The 18,717-nt window shown below is 41.0% G+C and carries 12 protein-coding genes and 1 pseudogene; 8 read left to right on the top strand and 5 right to left on the bottom strand.

Translation table 11 applies throughout. The features are described from left to right. Positions 1-52: 52 nt before the first annotated feature. From HMPREF2983_RS10615 to HMPREF2983_RS10595, 5 genes are read right to left on the bottom strand one after another with little or no spacing between them, the layout of a single operon-like run. On the bottom strand, positions 53-664 hold the full coding sequence (locus tag HMPREF2983_RS10615; protein ID WP_070668195.1) for an AbgT family transporter: 612 nt from the start codon (positions 662-664) through the stop codon (positions 53-55). After that, positions 654-1,379, bottom strand: coding sequence for a DUF5932 domain-containing protein (locus HMPREF2983_RS10610; RefSeq protein ID WP_004375182.1), 726 nt, complete (start codon positions 1,377-1,379; stop codon positions 654-656). Before HMPREF2983_RS10610 ends, HMPREF2983_RS10615 begins: the two co-directional genes overlap by 11 nt. Beyond that, on the bottom strand, positions 1,376-4,870 hold the full coding sequence (locus HMPREF2983_RS10605) for an ATP-binding protein (protein WP_070668193.1): 3,495 nt from the start codon (positions 4,868-4,870) through the stop codon (positions 1,376-1,378). Before HMPREF2983_RS10605 ends, HMPREF2983_RS10610 begins: the two co-directional genes overlap by 4 nt. Next, on the bottom strand, positions 4,851-5,522 hold the full coding sequence (locus HMPREF2983_RS10600) for a bifunctional 4-hydroxy-2-oxoglutarate aldolase/2-dehydro-3-deoxy-phosphogluconate aldolase (RefSeq protein ID WP_004375190.1): 672 nt from the start codon (positions 5,520-5,522) through the stop codon (positions 4,851-4,853). Before HMPREF2983_RS10600 ends, HMPREF2983_RS10605 begins: the two co-directional genes overlap by 20 nt. A 15-nt stretch (positions 5,523-5,537) precedes the next feature. After that, positions 5,538-6,560 carry a sugar kinase gene (locus tag HMPREF2983_RS10595; protein ID WP_018920092.1) on the bottom strand — a complete coding sequence of 341 codons (1,023 nt, stop codon included), beginning with the start codon at positions 6,558-6,560 and terminating at the stop codon, positions 5,538-5,540. 943 nt (positions 6,561-7,503) lie between these two features. On the opposite strand from HMPREF2983_RS10595, the gene HMPREF2983_RS10590 reads away from it, so the two are divergent. The 8 genes and pseudogenes from HMPREF2983_RS10590 (at position 7,504) to HMPREF2983_RS10555 (ending at position 18,342) form a co-directional block, all read left to right on the top strand. Then, on the top strand, positions 7,504-8,490 hold the full coding sequence (locus HMPREF2983_RS10590) for a glycosyltransferase family 2 protein (protein WP_070668191.1): 987 nt from the start codon (positions 7,504-7,506) through the stop codon (positions 8,488-8,490). Then, entirely contained in the window at positions 8,487-9,581 is a 1,095-nt protein-coding gene (locus tag HMPREF2983_RS10585; protein ID WP_070668188.1) for a glycosyltransferase family protein, read from the top strand. Before HMPREF2983_RS10590 ends, HMPREF2983_RS10585 begins: the two co-directional genes overlap by 4 nt. Continuing rightward, positions 9,562-11,227 (top strand): annotated as a pseudogene (locus HMPREF2983_RS10580) (bifunctional UDP-sugar hydrolase/5'-nucleotidase). Before HMPREF2983_RS10585 ends, HMPREF2983_RS10580 begins: the two are co-directional and overlap by 20 nt. A gap of 129 nt (positions 11,228-11,356) precedes the next feature. Further along, positions 11,357-11,752, top strand: a complete 396-nt coding sequence (locus HMPREF2983_RS10575) for a DUF1573 domain-containing protein (RefSeq protein ID WP_018920087.1) — start codon at positions 11,357-11,359, stop codon at positions 11,750-11,752. After that, positions 11,749-12,537 carry an EFR1 family ferrodoxin gene (locus tag HMPREF2983_RS10570; protein WP_070668185.1) on the top strand — a complete coding sequence of 263 codons (789 nt, stop codon included), beginning with the start codon at positions 11,749-11,751 and terminating at the stop codon, positions 12,535-12,537. Before HMPREF2983_RS10575 ends, HMPREF2983_RS10570 begins: the two co-directional genes overlap by 4 nt. Before the next feature lie 54 nt (positions 12,538-12,591). After that, the gene (locus tag HMPREF2983_RS10565) at positions 12,592-14,301 is read left to right on the top strand and encodes a M6 family metalloprotease domain-containing protein (protein ID WP_070668182.1); all 1,710 of its coding nucleotides are present in this window, start codon (positions 12,592-12,594) and stop codon (positions 14,299-14,301) included. 729 nt (positions 14,302-15,030) lie between these two features. Continuing rightward, on the top strand, positions 15,031-17,256 hold the full coding sequence (locus HMPREF2983_RS10560; RefSeq protein ID WP_070668179.1) for an alpha-N-acetylglucosaminidase: 2,226 nt from the start codon (positions 15,031-15,033) through the stop codon (positions 17,254-17,256). Positions 17,257-17,262: 6 nt separating this feature from the next. Beyond that, positions 17,263-18,342, top strand: a complete 1,080-nt coding sequence (locus HMPREF2983_RS10555; protein WP_070668176.1) for an acyltransferase family protein — start codon at positions 17,263-17,265, stop codon at positions 18,340-18,342. The last annotated feature ends 375 nt before the right edge of the window (positions 18,343-18,717 follow it).

The raw sequence follows: 18,717 nt of genomic DNA, 5'->3' as shown, positions 1-18,717 counted from the left end.
TTCCATTTCCCTTGTGGTCAATAGACGGATACAAATAAAGAGTTGAATACGGCTATCCGCCGTTTGAAAACACGAAAAGTATAGAAAAAACAAGTTGCATGAACAGCACATAAAGCACGAAAATTGGTGCAAGTTTGCGGCTTCCTTCACAGAGCATATTGAAAATATCAGCTTTAGAGGTATACTTTCCTGACATGTAAGCATAGCTGACAGAAATCACACAAACAACAAAAGAGACATAAGGGATGAAGCTATTCACAAAGCTACGAGAAAGAATCTTGCCATCGACACTCAGCAATACGGCATGAGGTACAAGCGTCAGTAACAGAAGAATAGCCGCAAAAGCAATGATTTCGTAAACCACAAACCGCAGAGCTATGCGCTGACGGAAGTCGATTGGGCGGCGCAATTCCAAGATTCCACATGATGAAAGACAACCATAGGCAATCGTTGCAACAATCAACCAAGCGGTCATAGGCGTGGCAATATTATATGAAAAACGTCCGAAGAACCATCTTATCCCTTCACTACTGAGCAAGGAATGTACCGACAGATCAGGCAAAGCCGCAGAAAGCAGCCACGACAACAGTATAACAAGAAGCTGACCTGCAGCCAAGAACACCATAATGTTCCCAAGATAGCGCTGTTTTCGTTTATTCTTCATCCGGTCGCAGATTATCAATATCCAAGATCCTAAGTTCAAGTGCCCGCACGACTAAACGTGTTGCATTGACGCCAACGCCACCATTACCATCAGGGAATAACTTCTGAACCAATTCGTTCTGACGCTTTTCCAAACTCTTTACGCCGAAAGGCATACCTCGAAGATTAGTAATCTGTTCTTTCGTATACCCCAAAGCAAGGTGGCGAAGAAAGCGTTCATCGTATTCATCAATTTCATAATTAATCAAAGCTTCCTGCCGCATCAACTGGTTATCGACGCTTGCTTTGAAACGAGATACTATCTTTTCTAAGATGGGTTGATTGAAAACAAGACGCTTTCCATCCATAACACTGGAGACATCTCCACGTGTCAGAAGTTCCCCACTCTTGAGAATTATACCATCACATCCCGCATCCAAGACATCAACCCAAAGCTTCTCATTCAAAATTTCGCCTGTGAAAATCAACACTTTTATTTCAGGATGTGTTTCTTTTGTATGGCGACAAATCTCTACACCAACCGTTGTACTCCCCCCGAGTCCAAGATCAAGCAAGACCAAATCGGGCTGGTGGTCTTTCAACAGCTTCCAATAAGCGGTTTCATTTTCTGCTGTTCCTATGATTTCTGCCTCTGGAATATCATTCTTAATGATACCCTCCGTACCTTTTAACTCCAATGGTACATCTTCAACGATAATAATTTTAAAGTTATTCATGAGTTTAATTTTATATTCAACTGACGTGGAAGAGTGATTTCAATCTGTGTTCCTGCATCATCAGGAAGATGACTTGCCTCTATACCACAACCTCTAAGATTTGTCGTTTCTCCTATTTCTCTGACTATCTGACGACACACCATATAATTGATATTGACAGATAATGGCGTAAATAATGCTGCACATTGTGCATCAGAAAGATGAAGTGAAGGTAATATCAAACGTATAATGACATATTGATTATCTTTTTCTACCAATGTTTTTTCTAAGTTCTTCTCTCCACTTATCTTTTTAAGAAGTTCAAGAAGATAGTTCACTAATTGCGAATTCGCTTTTAGATTATTGTCTATTTGAACCATAGCTTGTTCACTCAGCAAGGCGTAAAGCTGTTTATAATAAAGTGCAACTTCGTTAATAGCATTAAGATTTTTATCCTTTTCATCCACCAACTGACGTATGCGCGAGGGGTAATACATCGTCTCATGCTTTAGTGTTGACAGACAGTTGTCAAGCACATTATTGCTGATGTGCAGTCGTTGATTTTCATAAATAATCCTATGCAATTCATCCTTTGCCAATTCCAGACTTATTGACTGCTTATTATCGTCTTCTATTTTATTAGCAAGTGCAAGCCTAATCTTTTCAACAACATCGTTCAACTTGGAATTTGTAGCCTTGAGCAACAAGTTGGCCTGTGCCCAGATTTTATTGATATTGCTGAGTTTTTCCTGAGGAGTTAGGTCTGATAACAAAACAGCATTGATTTTATCAACACGATCAACAGCCAGCCTGTAATATAGACGATGCCGGTAATAAAGAAAATAATAAGCAGGAAAAATCAATATAAGAAGCAGTACAAGAAGTATGATGGCTACATTTTTATTGTTTTCTGACCGCTGCATTACACGTACATACTCTCCCAAACTATTATCAGCCGAGGTCTCACGAAACAGTAATGTATAGACCCTATTATTGTAATGATAAGCATCCCAATCATGCAAAGCAAGATTAGCAACAGCAGTTTCATTACGAATGTCAAGGATAACATTGTAGTCGAAGCGTAAATGGCGGTGATACCATGTAATCTCTACAGGTGTAACTTCTGTTTCTATATATCGCAAAGTATCAGCAGTTTCCTGGAGACCAAGCAACCGATAATATTTATTCAAATAGGTTCTACAACTGTCAGCATAATCTAAAGTCGTCTCATATCTGCCATTCAAATTACAAAAATAAGCACTGTCAGCGAAAGCTGCAGCCTTTTTCAAAAGATATGAAGATGCAAATATAGAAGACGAAAGACTAAGAAATGAGAAAACAAAAAGCAAGCGTAATACACCTTTAGGAAGCCTGAAAGCAAAGCGACTGCCTTTACCTATCTCACTTTCGACCTTGATAGAGCATACAGAAAAGATTGAACTGATTTTTCGATACTTATCAATGATGCCCTTACAATTCATCAAACCGAAGCCATGAGACTTCTCTTCTGGAATCAATTCGTTTTCTTTCAACGACTCATCAACAATGGTTTTGTGATCAAACAAATGCAAAACCTGCTTTTCGGTCATACCTTGTCCATTGTCTTCTATCACGATTTCCACCGCTTCTTCAGCATTCTGACTATAGATTGTCACACAACCTCCTTGCGGAGTATACTTGCGTGCGTTATCAGCCAGAGTGTTAATCATGAACAGAGTCAATATTTTATCAGCCTTGACAACAGCATCTGTAGCTTTAACTTTTAGGGAGATGCCTTTCAATCTGAAACTCATATAACCCTTGATCACGATATTAAACAGTTCCTGAAGGGCGAAACTCTCGACCTTAATACTAAGCTGTCCTTGGCGAAGCTGTATCCATTGCGTCAGCACATTATTATATTCACCAATCTGATTGGTAAGTTCACTGATGTATGCGTACCGCTCTAATCTTACTTTCTCTGTCTCATGGCGATTACGCAAACAGTTGATTTCGTGGATAATACGGTCGATAAGTGGAGTAATACTATTGACGAGAGCAATCTTAGCACGCTGCTCAATATTTCTCCTCAAATTGTCAGAGAGGTGTAAACTCTCCATTTGGATTTGTTCATCCACCTGTTCGAAGTTATCCTCCTGCTGTAACCTGATTTTCTTTTCACGTTCCTGCCATTCATCCAAAGGTGCAAAAAGTCGCTCTATAGAAAACTTCTTGTCACTTCGCACACGCATTCTGTCAAAGAAAATCAAGAGAAGTATCACGATAACTATCATGAAAACAACAGCCCCAATCATGAAATTCAATGTCGATGCTGACTTGTTAAGCTGGTCTGCACGAGCTTCAAGTTGACGATCCTGGCGTGTCTTTTCCTGCATGTCAAGATAGATATTGCGATTGAAATCGCTCTGAGTTTTATCATCTATTGCCGAATAAACCAATGACATCTGCTCGCGGATAGAAGCCACAAGGTCTGGAGCGCGTTGAATAACTGTGTCACGCAGCAATGCATCGTTAAGGCAGATATTAGCCGAATGATAGTCATTGATATGCCAATAGCACTGTGCCAACGTTCTATAGGCACCCGCAATCTGATAGACATCCCCATATCTGATGAAGATATCAAGCGATCGTTGGGCAAGATTTCCTGCCAATAAAGAGTCTGGCATGTGGTCAACATTAAGAAACTTCATGGTAGGTAGATTATCAGCTATCAGCATATCGCGTTGTTTCTTATCTTGTAAATGTTCGCTGATAGCCTGCATTGAGTTGGCTTCCCAAAATGGATAATTGTGCTGTAAAGCCAACAGATAGCATTTCACAAGATAGTCGAACTCTTTCTGGATGATTTCCCTACTCGTTCCTGAAGTTATCATTCCACCCGAACCAATATTGTAGTAATAGGATAACAACTGTGCCGTGTCTTGCTGGATAGCACCATATGGATCGATATTATCCAATGCTTCAATAGCCTGCTTACGCAGACCTATATAATAAAAATAGGTGGAATTGACAATATCAAACTCAGACTTCGCGTAAGTTAATCGCCTTAATTGCCTTGAAGTAAGACCTGACTGTTCTTCTTTGATGCGATGAAGTCTGTGAAGAGCGCTCTCTCTATAGATATAAAAGTCTTTGTTTCTGGACTGACGTTGGCATAAACGCATGAATTGAATGTCGGCCACAAGAAGCTCAAACTGATTATCTGTAGCCTTCAAAACCGCATTCAATAATTTGTAAGCATTGTCATAATTCATCTTGACGATACTTACAAAGGCTAAATTATTCAAAGCTTCTGCATATCCATTATCGTAATCTTTACTTAATTTCAAAGCCTTGTTTGCATAGTACTTGGTTGAATCAAGATTACGATAGTGAAAAGAATATGAGATATCATTCAACTTGTCAACCTCTGATTTGTATTCCGGTCTACAAGCAGAAAAAAGGAAAAGACCTCCTATCAGAAGCAATAGGAAGCCTTTTATATGTCGTAACTTATGATCGAGCCTTGGCAATATACCCTAATGCCTCAATGCATTTGTCTGTGATATACTGCCAGTTTTTAGCAGCAATGACGTCTTTCGGAAACAATTTCGAACCCATACCAACACAAAGCACACCTGCCTTTATCCAATCAGTAAGGTTCTCTTCGTCAGGAGAAACAGCCCCTGTCACCATGATATTGCTCCAACGCAATGGCCCTAAAACGTTCTTAACAAAAGAAGGGCCACCTACATTGCCTGCCGGAAAAACCTTGGTTACATCGCAGCCTGCAGCCTGTGCATCACTCATCTCACTGACACTTCCACAGCCCGGAGAATAAGGAACCAATCTACGATTGCAGACAGGAGCAATCTCTGGATTGAAGTTAGGGCCTACAATGAAGTTAGCTCCCAACTGAAGATACAGAACTGCTGTTGGTGCATCAATCACAGTACCTGCTCCAAGAATAAGTTCCGGACACTCCTTTGCTGCCCATTTCACCAAATCTCCAAACAATTCGTGGGCGAAGTCACCACGATTTGTAAACTCGAAAACACGGACACCACCCATATAGCAGGCCTTAATGACTTGCTTGCAAATATCAATATCACTATTAAAGAATACAGGAACCATGCCCGTTTCCTTCATAGCAGTAAGTACTTGTACCTTATTAAATCTTGCCATTTCTTTTATCTAAAATTATCGTTGAACACGGCCATTGGCGTTACCACCGGCTAAACTCTCCACTTCTGAAGTTGAAACCACGTTGAAATCGCCAGGAATAGTATGCTTCAATGCACTTGCTGCTACTGCAAATTCCAAAGCCTTAGCTTGTTCCTTGTAGGTAAGCATGCCATGAATTAAACCACCAGAGAAAGAATCACCACCACCAACACGATCAATGATGGGATTGATGTCGTAATGCTTACTTTGATAAAACTCCTTACCATCATAGATCAGTGCTTTCCAGCCATTGTGAGTAGCAGAGAAACTCTCGCGTAATGTGGAGACAACATATTTGAAACCAAACTCCTTCATCATGCCCTTGAATATGCCATAGTAGCCTTCTGCATCGGTCTTTCCACCCTCAACATCGGCATCCGGCTTGAAACCAAGGCACAATTGTGCATCTTCTTCATTGCCGATACATACGTCTACATATTTCATTAAAGGACGCATCACAGCGATTGCCTTCTCTGATGTCCACAGCTTCTTACGGAAATTCAGGTCTACCGAAACTGTTACATGATGACGTTTTGCAGCTTCACAAGCCAATCGGGTCAGCTCTGCAGCCTTATCACTGATTGCAGGAGTGATGCCACTCCAATGGAACCAATCTGCACCCTCCATGATTTCATCAAAGTTGAAATCTGAAGGATCAGCCTCTGCAATGGCACTGTTAGCCCTATCATAAATGACTTTTGAAGGACGCATGCTTGCACCGGTCTCCGCATAATAAAGCCCTACTCTATCCCCGCCACGCACAATATAATCTGTATTGACACCATAGCGGCGCAAACCATTCACGGCTATCTGACCAATTTCATGAGCCGGAAGCTTCGATACGAAGTAAGAAGCATGTCCATAATTAGCAAGACTGACGGCCACATTAGCTTCACCGCCACCCGGAATAACCTGAAAAGAGTCACTCTGGACAAAGCGATAATTACCCTTTGGCGATAGGCGAAGCATGATTTCACCCAATGTAACGATTTTACTCATTTTGATTCTACTTGTTTTATCTGATGATAGATTAATTAATATGTTTGTCAACGCAAATGTAGTAATTATTTATGAATTTGGAAAATAAAACAAAAAGAAATTGTTTTTTTTATTGAAACTTCGTCGAAACAAAGCAAGTTAACAATTCTACACCCTCAAGTTACAGACATACAAAATCTATAAAATCAGTTGTGCAAGCCATAGTTTTATTTTATTTCACCTCTGTTTTTGTCTTTTCATAGCGAAAGGCACCCCCTGCCTGCAACTCATCTTCCACTATAAAGAATGCTGTCGACAGATTGAAACATTTCATACGAAATAACTTCATCTATCTATAGAAAACAAATTTTGAAGTTCTAAAGTTCTACATTTCTTTGTTCTCCCGATTTATATAGCTTTTCCAGGTACATCGTACTGCACTGATATTTCATTTAGATTGACTCTTTATCTCGCTCCAAAAAATAATAAAAAATAATCAGAAAACATTACAATAAAAGTTATCTTGCATTGTTCTGTTTTTCCGTAAACAACAAATTATTGACTCATCTGCATCATTTCATGGTACAATATGCCTCATATTTATCTGCAAAACAAGTCACTTTACACACTGATTTGACGCACTTCAGAATGTAATCTGACTTAGATTATCAGGCCATTTGCATGATTTCATTGTCAGTCCGCTGTCTATAAACGAAAAAAGGAAAAACACTTTCGCATTCTTCCCCTTGGCAAAGATAATAAATTTTAGAGGCAAATGCAAATCAACAGTAAATTAAATCAACAGTTTCATGCGTTATATTTGATAATAACCATTAGTTTCTGAGGGCATGATTAAAGCTTAAAGCTTCTCGCTATTAAAGCAGCAAACGCTCCCCCTTTCAAAATAAAATCGGCTTATTCTTGGCCGCAGAGAGATTTTTTCTTATATTTGTTCCACAAAATCATGACTATGCCCAACTCGCAAGACTTACGAAAATATGACAAGACTCCATTGGTGAGCTTCATCATACCGACATTCAATACCGACCCGACAATGCTACGTTCATGCATAGACAGCATACGCAATTTGTCGCTCAGCAATGACAGTCGGGAGATTATTGTGATTGATGACGGAAGCGACACGCCTGCTATCAGCACACTGCTTGACATCTGCGACGATATCATCTATGTGCGTCAACCCAATCAGGGAATTAGCAGATCGCGAAACCGAGGTATAGACATGGCCAAAGGAAAATACATACAACTGATTGACGGAGATGATTATCTGCTGCAACCGACCTATGAACATTGCTTAGATATCGCCAGATACCATAATCCGGACATGATAGTTTTCGATGTAGCATACTCGCCTTCAGTCACCATTACTGAAGATATTGAAGGGCCTTTTACCGGTGCAACCTATATGCAGGCACACAACATAAGAGGAGCTTCCTGCTTTTATATTTTCAAAAAAGACATGTTACAAGGGCTTCGTTTCCGCTCCAACATGAACTATTATGCCGAAGATGAAGAGTTTACTGCACAGTTGATGTTGCATGCCGACCGTCTTTTCGCAACGTCGGCAAAAAGCTATTTCTATCGACAACACAAGGCTTCTGTGCTGCATAAACACGATAAACGCAGTTGTATTCAAAGGCTCGAGAACACAGAAAAAGTTATCCTTCACCTGCAAGAACAACTCAACACACTTCCTCAATCGAAGCAGTTTGCCCTGCAACGGCGCATAGCACAACTTTCCATGGATCATCTTTATAACACGGCCCGACTGACACATAGCCTGTCAAGACTTGAAGAAACATGCGAAAGGTTGCATGCTCATGGTCTGTTTCCTCTGCCCGAAAAGAACTATACAGCCAAGTATCGAGTCTTTCAAAAGCTCTGTAAAAGTAGCTGGGGGCGCAGAATTATCATTGCAACAACGCTTCTATGAAAATACTTCTGTTAGGAGAATACAGCAATGTACATGCAACTTTGGCACAAGGTTTGCGCAAGTTGGGGCATGAAGTCACGGTTGTTTCCAACGGAGATTTCTGGAAAAACTATCCGCGCGACATAGATGTCAGTCGGCCAAAAGGCCGACTTGGTGGTGTAAGACTCTATACCCGTCTGCTCTTTCTACTTCCAAAACTGCGTGGCTATGACATAGTTCAACTCATCAACCCCATGTTTTTCGAGCTGAAAGCAGAGCGACTTCGCTTCTTCTATAACTATCTGCGAAAACATAACCGTCATACTGTTTTAGGGGCCTTTGGCATGGATTACTATTGGGTTCATGAGTGTATAACACGCTTCCCTTTGCGATACAGTGACTTCAATATAGGGAAAAGCATACGAAAAGACCAGGAGTCACAGCAATATATAAAGGATTGGATAGGAACCCCGAAAGCAGAATTGTGCCAATATATAGCGAAAGACTGTGACCATATCGTTGCCGGGCTTTATGAATATTGGGCTTGTTATCATCCCATTTTTCCTGAGAAAACCTGCTTCTGCCCATTTCCCATCGTTCCACTTCATCGGTTTCCTCGACCGTTTGAGGGCAAACTCCACCTCTTTATCGGTATAAACAAGGAGCGAAGTACCTACAAAGGAACGGATATCATGCTCAAGGCTGCACAAAAGATAGCACAAGAATATCCTGAAAAAGTTGTTCTGAAAATTGCAGAAAGCATTCCTTTTGCTGATTATGTCAAAATGATGAAGGGATGCGATGCCATTCTTGATCAACTCTACAGCTATACTCCGTCTATGAATTCATTGGAAGCTATGAATAGAGGACTTATCTGTATTGGTGGCGGAGAACCTGAAAACGATGAGATTTTAGGCGAAACGGAGCTTCGGCCCATTATGAATGTACAACCCAATGAAGACAGTGTGTATCACGTTCTCAAGCAATTAGTGCTTCACCCAGAGCGTATTGACACGCTCAAACGTGAGAGTATCGCCTATATTGAGCGACATCATGACTATGTAAATATAGCTCGGAAATATATCGGAATATATGAGCAAATTCACGATTAAGATACTCCATACAACCGATATACATGGATGCTTCTTCCCTTTTGACTTTATTGAGGGGCATCCCTGCAAGGGTTCTATGGCACGCATAGCGTTATACGTGAAGCAAATGCGCTATAAATACGGCCAACATCTATTGCTTGTAGATGGCGGAGATGTGCTGCAAGGACAGCCTTCATGCTATTATTGCAATTATGTGCAGCCGTCTATGGAAAATGTTGCAGCGCGTGTTATGAGTGTCCTTGGGTATGACTTGCAGACCATAGGAAATCACGATATCGAAACAGGACATGCTGTTTACGATAAATATGCAGCTGAAGCAAATTATGATATCCTTGCAGCTAATGTTGTTTATAACAATTCATTAAAGCCTTACTTCAAGCCATATGCAATCCGAGAAATAGCAGGAATAAGGATTGCTTTTATCGGTATGCTGACTCCAAGCATCCCCTATTGGCTGCATGAAAACCTGTGGCAGGGCATGACTTTCCTGGATATACCAAGCTGTATGGCAAAATGGGTAAAACATGTACGTGAGATTGAACATGCTGATGCAGTCATCGGACTCTTCCATTCGGGCTTTGAAGGGGGAATTCAAGATACAAATGGCAATGAAAATGAAAGTATAAAAACAGCACAAGAAGTATCAGGTGTTGACCTCATTCTCTGTGGACACGACCATAGATTAAAAAGAGAATGTATTGAAAAGGATGGGAGAAAGATTTATATCATCAATCCTTCAAGTAATGCACATTACATCAGTGAATGCAGCTTAAACTTTGAGAAAAGTCCGCAAGGACAAATACATTTGGCATCAACAGATGCCCAACTTGTGAATATTGACAATGAAAAGATTGATCAGACTTTCATGGAACACTTCTCTTCTGACATAGAGAAAGTGAAGCAATATGTCGGTCGAAAGATTGGAACCTTTACACATTCTATCTATACTCGCGACAGCTTTTTCGGTTCATCTGCATTCTCTGATCTCATACACGATATTCAATTAGACTTTACAGGAGCCGACATTTCACTCAATGCTCCTTTGAAATTCGATGCATGTATACACGAAGGAGATATTCATGTGAGTGATCTTTTTAATCTTTATACGTATGAAAATCAGCTCTATGTAGTCAGAATGACCGGTAAGGAGGTACGATTATTATTAGAAATGAGTTATGATCAATGGGTTACAACCATGCAAAACCCAAATGACCACATTATGCTTATGGACCAAGAAACCGATGGTCATTGGCATTGGCATAATCTTGCATTCAACTTCGACACTGCTGCCGGCATTGATTATGAAGTAGATGTCACACAACCCGATGGACAAAAAGTACATATTCTCCGTATGTCTAATGGACAATCCTTTGAAGAAAACAGAACATATCGCGTTGCCATGAATAGTTATCGAGGCAATGGCGGGGGGGGAATTACTGACACGTGGTGCAGGAATTCCATTGCAAGAGATTTCCCTGAGAATTGAATTCATCAGTTCAAAAGATCAAAGAAGTATTATCATGGAGTATATAGAACATCACAAAATAATAGATGCCCAACCTCATAACAACTGGCATTTTGTGCCGGAAACATGGACTCATCCCGCCTTGAAAAGAGACTATGAGCTTTTGTTTCCTAAACATTAGCACACGAGAAAAAAACTCAATGAAAGTGAAAGATTTTGATTAATAATCTATAAAATTCTTATATATAAGAGGTAAGAATTCAAAATGTTTCGTATTTTTGCACATAATTCAATATTAATAGAGAGGAATATGAAGAAATTATTAGCTATAGCATTCATGCTTATGTCATTCTTTACAATGGCATCTGCTCAGAAACAGGCAGAGATTAAATTCGACAAGGTAACTATTGACCTTGGGACTTTCCCAAAAAGTAATCCTGTTCGTCAAACCGTTTTCGTGTTCACAAACACCGGAGACGCCCCTTTGGTCATTAATCAGGCAATGGCAAGTTGTGGTTGTACGGTTCCTACTTACACTAAGACGCCTATCATGCCAGGACAAAAAGGAGAAATCAAGGTCACTTATAATGGTTCCACACTATTTGCCGGACATTTTAAGAAGAGTATTACCGTTCACAGTAATGCCAAAACTGAAATGACTCGTCTTTACATTGAAGGAGTAATGACCGAATCAGAAAATAAATGATATTTTACTTTTCTGCAACAGGAAACACTCGTTGGGCAGCTCGGAAAGTTGCTCAAATCACAGGAGAGAAGCTCTATTCTATTCCTGATGTTATAAAAAGCCAATATGCTTATACCTTGGAAAGAGATGAGCGTATTGGCTTCATGTTTCCTATTCATGGCTGGCGCCCACCACTATTCGTCAGGAAGTTTATCGGAAGTCTGAAGCTGACTGCATGTCAACATTCAGACTCACTTTCTGCACACTATTGCTATGCACTATGCACTGCAGGCGATGATATCGGACAGGCTATGGACTATCTTAACGAAGATCTTGCAACAATCGGACTACATACGCATGCCACTTTCTCATTGAAAATGCCTAACACCTATGTTGGACTGCCTTTCATGAACGTAGATACCAGGGAGGTTGCAACAGAGAAACGACAGCAGGCAATAGCGTTGTTGCAAACTTATTGCGGGCAGATTTACGACCGTGAGCATTGTGTAAACCGCATGTATCTGAGTCATTGGCCATGGATTAACAGTAAGATTTTAGGTTCTTATTTTGTAAACAGGCTCATTACAGACAAGCCTTTCCATGTCGAGAAGCAGCGTTGTGTAAAATGTGGTATCTGTGCCAATGTCTGTCCAACATCCAATATTGAAGGAGGACATGGTCAAATTCCCGTGTGGAAACACAACAACGGTTGTCTTACCTGCTTTGCCTGCTACCATTATTGCCCGCATCATGCCATTGAATTCGGCAAACAAACGCGAAATAAAGGACAGTATTTTTTCAGGTAAACACCCTCATTTATCCCTACCACTTAAGATTAACAACAATACAAAATTACAATAATGAAGACATTTTTACTTGCAGTTTGCTTAATGGCATCATCACTTTCAAGCCATGCAGACCAAGAGAACACAACACTTGTTAGAAGATATGACGGAAAAATGGTACCTGTACCTGTATTGGGAAGTGCAGAGGCACAGCTCATAACTCCACGCAAACATCCCGACAATTTTCAGGGAGTCAAGACACGAGCTATTGATCCTAATACACGCTATACTCCTCATACGGGAAAACCTCATATTCTTGTTATTCTTGCCAACTTTAAGGATGTGAAATTTAAAGTTAAGGAACCCAAGGAAGCTTTCAACGATTTCTTCAATGCACCAGGCGCTATTTCAGATCGAGGGAACGGCAATAATGAAAATCATGGAAGCGTGTCACAATACTTCAAAGCTATCAGCAGTGGTACTTTCGAGCCTGTTTTCGATGTCTATGGCCCTGTTGACTTACCACATGACATGACCTATTATGGAGGCAACAACGCTGACAGCAACAGCGACGAAAGCCCCCGTGAACTTGTGCGGGATGCCTTTAATCAAGCTAAACATCTTGTCACGGATGCAGATCGTTTAGATGCCAACAACGATGGATATATAGATTGTGTCTATGTGGTTTATGCCGGCTTAGGACAGAACTACGGTGGAGGTGCGACATCAGTATGGGCATGTACAAGTACTATTCAAGACAATTCACTGAAGATTGGAAATAAAACGGCCTATAATTTCAGTATTGGCGCCGAGCTCTATCCTGCATATATCAGAAAACGGGTTAATAAGCAAGACAAGACTATGCAAATCAACAGCATCGGTGTTACTTGTCATGAGTTCTCTCATGCCATGGGATTACCCGACATTTATCCCACTACCTATAGTGCCTATGTGCATAATCAGGAAATGGAATTCTGGGATTTAATGGATGGAGGTGAATATGCAGGCAAGGGCGGTTTCATACCAATGCCCTACACTGCATGGGAGAAAAAACAGATGAACTGGCCTGTAGACATCCAATCTTTAACCGCTGAAGGCAACATCACAATGGACAAAACAGCCAATGACGGAGGTGTTGTTTATAAGATTGCCAATCCAAATCATGCAGAAGAATACTTCCTTTTAGAGAACATCAACCAGACTGGTTGGTATAAAGGTGCAAGCAATAAAGGGCTATTGGTATATAAGGTTTTAGACTATGATAAGGTGAATATGTACGATCATCCGAACAATACACCAGGTAAACCGGGTATGGCAGTCGTGCCGGCTGACGGACTTTGTTTCTCATCCTATTTGATCCAAAGGCATGGTAAGGATGAAGCTAACCACAGTGAACTTAACAAACAAGAGAAACAAAACTATATGAACCAGCTCAAAGGCGACGTATTCCCTGGCACATCCAATGTAACAAAGCTGAACTCCGACGCTAATATACCAAACTTTTGGTGGTATTCGCAAGGCGATATAAATGAGAAAACCACGTCCAATCCTAATTATTATAAGGTAAAACAAGCGCTTGAAAACATCAGCATCAGTGAAGACGGGAAAGTTACATTTAGATATATTGCTGATTACAAGCATCCAACTGGTATTCACTCTCCAGCAACCAATGCACAGGAAGACCACCGAATATTCACTCTTGACGGCAGATATTTAGGAACAAACACAGAGAAATTGCACAAAGGTATCTACATCATCAATCATAAAAAGATTGTTGTGAAATAAAATAACAAAAGGAGTGAGATGATATTTCTACCAATATTCACTCGCCAAATGATAATAATAAGATTTTTTATCAAAAAAAATTGCGAAACATTTGGTAATCCAAAAAAAAGCTTTACCTTTGTATCGTTATCCTGAAAACAATCTTTTTACCTTAAAGAAGACTAATACCTATTGAAGATTTGGAGCGGTTACCTGTGAAGGTCATCGCTTTTTTCTTTTAAAACCTTTTTCGGTTTTTGGAATAAGTCGAATGGTAAGCAAGGAATATCGGGACAGTAGATCGTTAGTGGAGATTTCTTATGTTATTTACAAAGCTTTTATTTTCTTTGCAACATACAAAACAATACCCTATTTCAATTGTCTTCCATCATCTTGTCTCAAGCAGTATTGGGCAACTTCATTATTATCATTCAGCTTATTTTCCATATTGGTTATGAGTTTTATCACCAAATATACCCCATCCCGAAAGAGTAATTCAAATAGCTTCTACTATATATACTTTATCAGCGAATAGTTTTCTGCAAAGTCTTTTCGACAGGAATTCCCACACTTTGAGTTTCTTTTCATCTATACTTGCTGTTGTCAGTACAAAAGCAATGTAATGCTATTAAATCCATTCTTCATTGAGATTAGCCCCCACTTGTTTTGTCCTGTCACCCTATAAAATCTCTGTCGCTTTGATATATATAAGAAAAAGTCATTACCTTTGTAGTCTAATGATAATTTAACATGAGAACCATTATTACTTTATTCTTTTGCCTCATCGCTGTCATTTCATCAGCCAATCCTATTGATAACCTTTTAGAACGGATTGATAAAGGGGCAAACAAGAAGTTCAAAACCGAACTTATCCAAAGTCCTACTGACTTCTTTGAATTGTCACAAGAGGGAAATCGCATTGTCATTAAAGGCAATACGTGGGTGAATATTGCTGTGGGGCTAAACTGGTATCTTAAATATTACGCCGGTATCCACCTTACTTGGAATAACATGAACACGCATCTGCCGGCCTCACTCCCAAGGGTTACAAGTCCCGAACGCCACGCAACCGACCTCAAACTGCGCTATGATTTCAATTATTGTACATTTTCTTACTCCATGGCTTTCTGGGATTGGAAACGCTGGCAGACGGAAATCGACTGGATGGCACTGCATGGTGTCAACCTCCCTTTAGCCATTGTGGGCGAGGAAGTGGCTTGGCGCAACATGCTGTTGAAATTGGGTTACACGAAAGAAGAAATTGGGAAGTTCATCGCAGGCCCTGCTTTTTTGGCCTGGTGGGAGATGAATAATCTTGAAGGTTGGGGCGGTCCACTCCCCGACTCCTGGTATAATCAGCAGGAGGCACTGCAGAAGAAGATACTCAAACGCATGCACGAATATGGCATGCAGCCTGTACTGCCGGGCTTTTGTGGTATGATGCCTCATGATGCCAAAGCGAAATTGGGACTTAATGTCACGGATGGCGGAATATGGAACGGCTATACACGGCCTGCAAACCTATCGCCAACTGACGCTCATTTTGATAAGATTGCTGACCTATACTATGCTGAACTTACCAAATTATACGGCAAGGCAAACTACTACAGCATGGATCCTTTCCACGAGACCAACGACGATGAGGCTATAGATTACAGCAGGGCGGGGCGCAAAGTAATGGAGGCCATGAAACGTGTCAATCCAAAGGCCACGTGGGTCATACAAGGTTGGACAGAGAACCCGCGTCCCCAAATGATCAAGAACATGAAGAATGGAGACTTACTCGTGTTGGATTTGTTTTCTGAATGTAGGCCTATGTTTGGTATTCCCTCTATTTGGAAACGCGAAAAGGGCTATGAACAGCATGACTGGTTATTCTGCATGCTCGAGAACTTCGGTGCAAATGTGGGCTTACATGGGCGTATGGACCAGTTACTTCGCAACTTCTACAGCACTAAGCAATCTTCACCTAACACACAACATCTGAAAGGTATAGGCTTCACCATGGAGGGTTCTGAAAACAATCCCGTGATGTTCGAACTCATGAGTGAACTGCCTTGGCGCACGGAGTGTAAGAAAGAAGATTGGATTAAAGGGTATGTGAAAGCACGATATGGCAAGACTTCTCCCGAAATCGAACGTGCCTGGCAGCTGCTTTCTGAAACCATTTACAACTGTCCGGCAGGCAATAACCAACAAGGACCTCATGAAAGCATATTCTGTGGCAGGCCAAGTTTGAACAATTTTCAAGTGAAAAGCTGGTCAAAGATGCGCAATTATTATGACCCACAGGCTACACTTGAGGCCGCACAACTTATGACCGACATCGCTGATCAGTATAAAGGGAACAACAATTTCGAATATGATTTGGTGGACATCTGCCGTCAGGCACTTGCCGATCAAGGGCGTCTGCAATATCTGAAAACCATTGCAGATTACAATGGTTTCAGTCGGAAGGCCTTTGCAAAAGATGCACATCGCTTCCTCGAAATGATTCTTTTACAAGACAAACTGCTTGGAACACGCACTGAATTTCGGCTGGGTCATTGGACAGAAGCAGCCCGAAAATTAGGAACAACGCAGCAAGAGAAAGACCTTTATGAATGGAATGCACGCGTACAAATTACCACTTGGGGCAACTGGATATGTGCTGACAAAGGGGGACTGCACGACTATGCCCACAAGGAATGGCAGGGAATACTGAAAGACTTCTACTATAAGCGCTGGAAAATCTTCATGGATGTGCTTGCCAAACAGATGGAAGACTATACACATCCGAATGAAGAAGCACTCGGAGCCGGTAAGAATGCCAACAAAACCAGTAGCGAACTGTTTAACTTGGCATTACCCAAAGGCCCGCAGATTGATTGGTACAGCATTGAAGAGCCTTGGACTTTGCAGCACAACATCTATAGCAGCAGGCCCGAGGGTGACTGCATCAGCATGGCAAAAGAAGTGGTAGAATTTTTGAAATAAGCAGAAATGGAAAAGAAAAGACTTCTTTCTCTCGATGTACTTCGTGGTGCGACAGTATGCCTGATGATACTCGTAAACAATGGAGCAGGCAAGCATATATACGCCACTTTACAGCACAGTAAATGGAATGGCATGACTCCTTGCGACCTTGTTTTCCCTTTCTTTCTCTTCATTATGGGGATTTCAACCTATCTCAGTCTGAAGAAAACCAACTTCACATGGAGCAGACAAGTGGCTTTCAAGATTGTTAAACGCACGGTTCTACTGTTTTTTATTGGCCTGTTTATCAACTGGTTCGACATGGCTATCAGCGGGAATGCTCTTGATTTCAGTCATCTTCGCATCTGGGCCGTAATGCAACGCATCGCTATATGCTACTTTACAGTCAGCATTTTCGCGCTTTGCTGCAATCATCGCCATACGATTCCCGTCATTGTTATATTGCTTGCAGCCTACAGCCTGTTGCTTATCTGGGGCAATGGCTACGCATATGACAGCCAGCAAAACATTCTTGCACAAATTGATATCCGTCTTTTCGGCATAGAACATCTCTATCATAACAGTCCCGTTGACCCAGAAGGAACAGGTAGTTCATTATCGGCAATTGCCCATACACTGATAGGTTTTTACTGCGGTAAACGAATGAGTGATGCCAAAAGCACGGAAGAAAAGGTTCTACGCTTCCTGATAACAGGCGGATTTCTCGTCATCATCGGCTATATCGTCAGCTTCGGACTGCCACTTAACAAGCGCATTTGGAGTCCCAGCTACGTCTGCATGACTTGTGGTCTGGCTGCTGTTACCCAAGGATTGCTCATGTATTGCATTGACATTAAAGGTATAAAGACTACCCGTCTGACATTTTTTCTTGTCTTCGGCACCAACCCTTTGTTTCTTTATGTAGCAAGTGAGCTGATCGCAATCCTATTTGGTTATTGGGAAATAAAGGACAAAATCTATAACCTTTTGTCTTCTTTGACACCTGATCCCTATTTAGCTTCCCTTGAATATGCTGCACTATTCATGATGATGCATGCTGCAATAGGCTATCCTTTGTGGAAAAAGAAGATTTATATCAAGCTGTAATATCCCTTATTCTCGGTATGGCTATGGCTTATTATTGGGATGCGGATTGGCTGAAACACAGCTCTTATTACTCAACCCTATGAGCAGTTACGCGACTATTGCTGTTCGGTTAACCCTTTTTCCGCGTATAAAAGTCGGGGAGTGTATGTGTCAGAAGGTAAAATTTTGGTGCACCCTCCTATCTTTTGGGATTGTTCTGATTTCCATAAGTGATAAACGTATTTCGGGACTCCCCGAAAGCTTGTTTTTCAAGATTTTGAGGCTTCGGGGCATCCCGAAAGTTTGTTTTTCAAGATTTCGAAGCTTCGGGACTCCCCGAAAGCTTATTTTTCAAGATTTTTAGGCTTCGGGGCATCCCGAAAGCTTATTTTTCAA

The organism is Prevotella sp. HMSC077E09 (genome assembly GCF_001814685.1).
Classification (GTDB): Bacteria; Bacteroidota; Bacteroidia; order Bacteroidales; family Bacteroidaceae; genus Prevotella; species Prevotella oris.
Note: the sequence above shows the minus strand (reverse complement) of the source record. Positions and strands in the feature narration are given on the sequence as shown.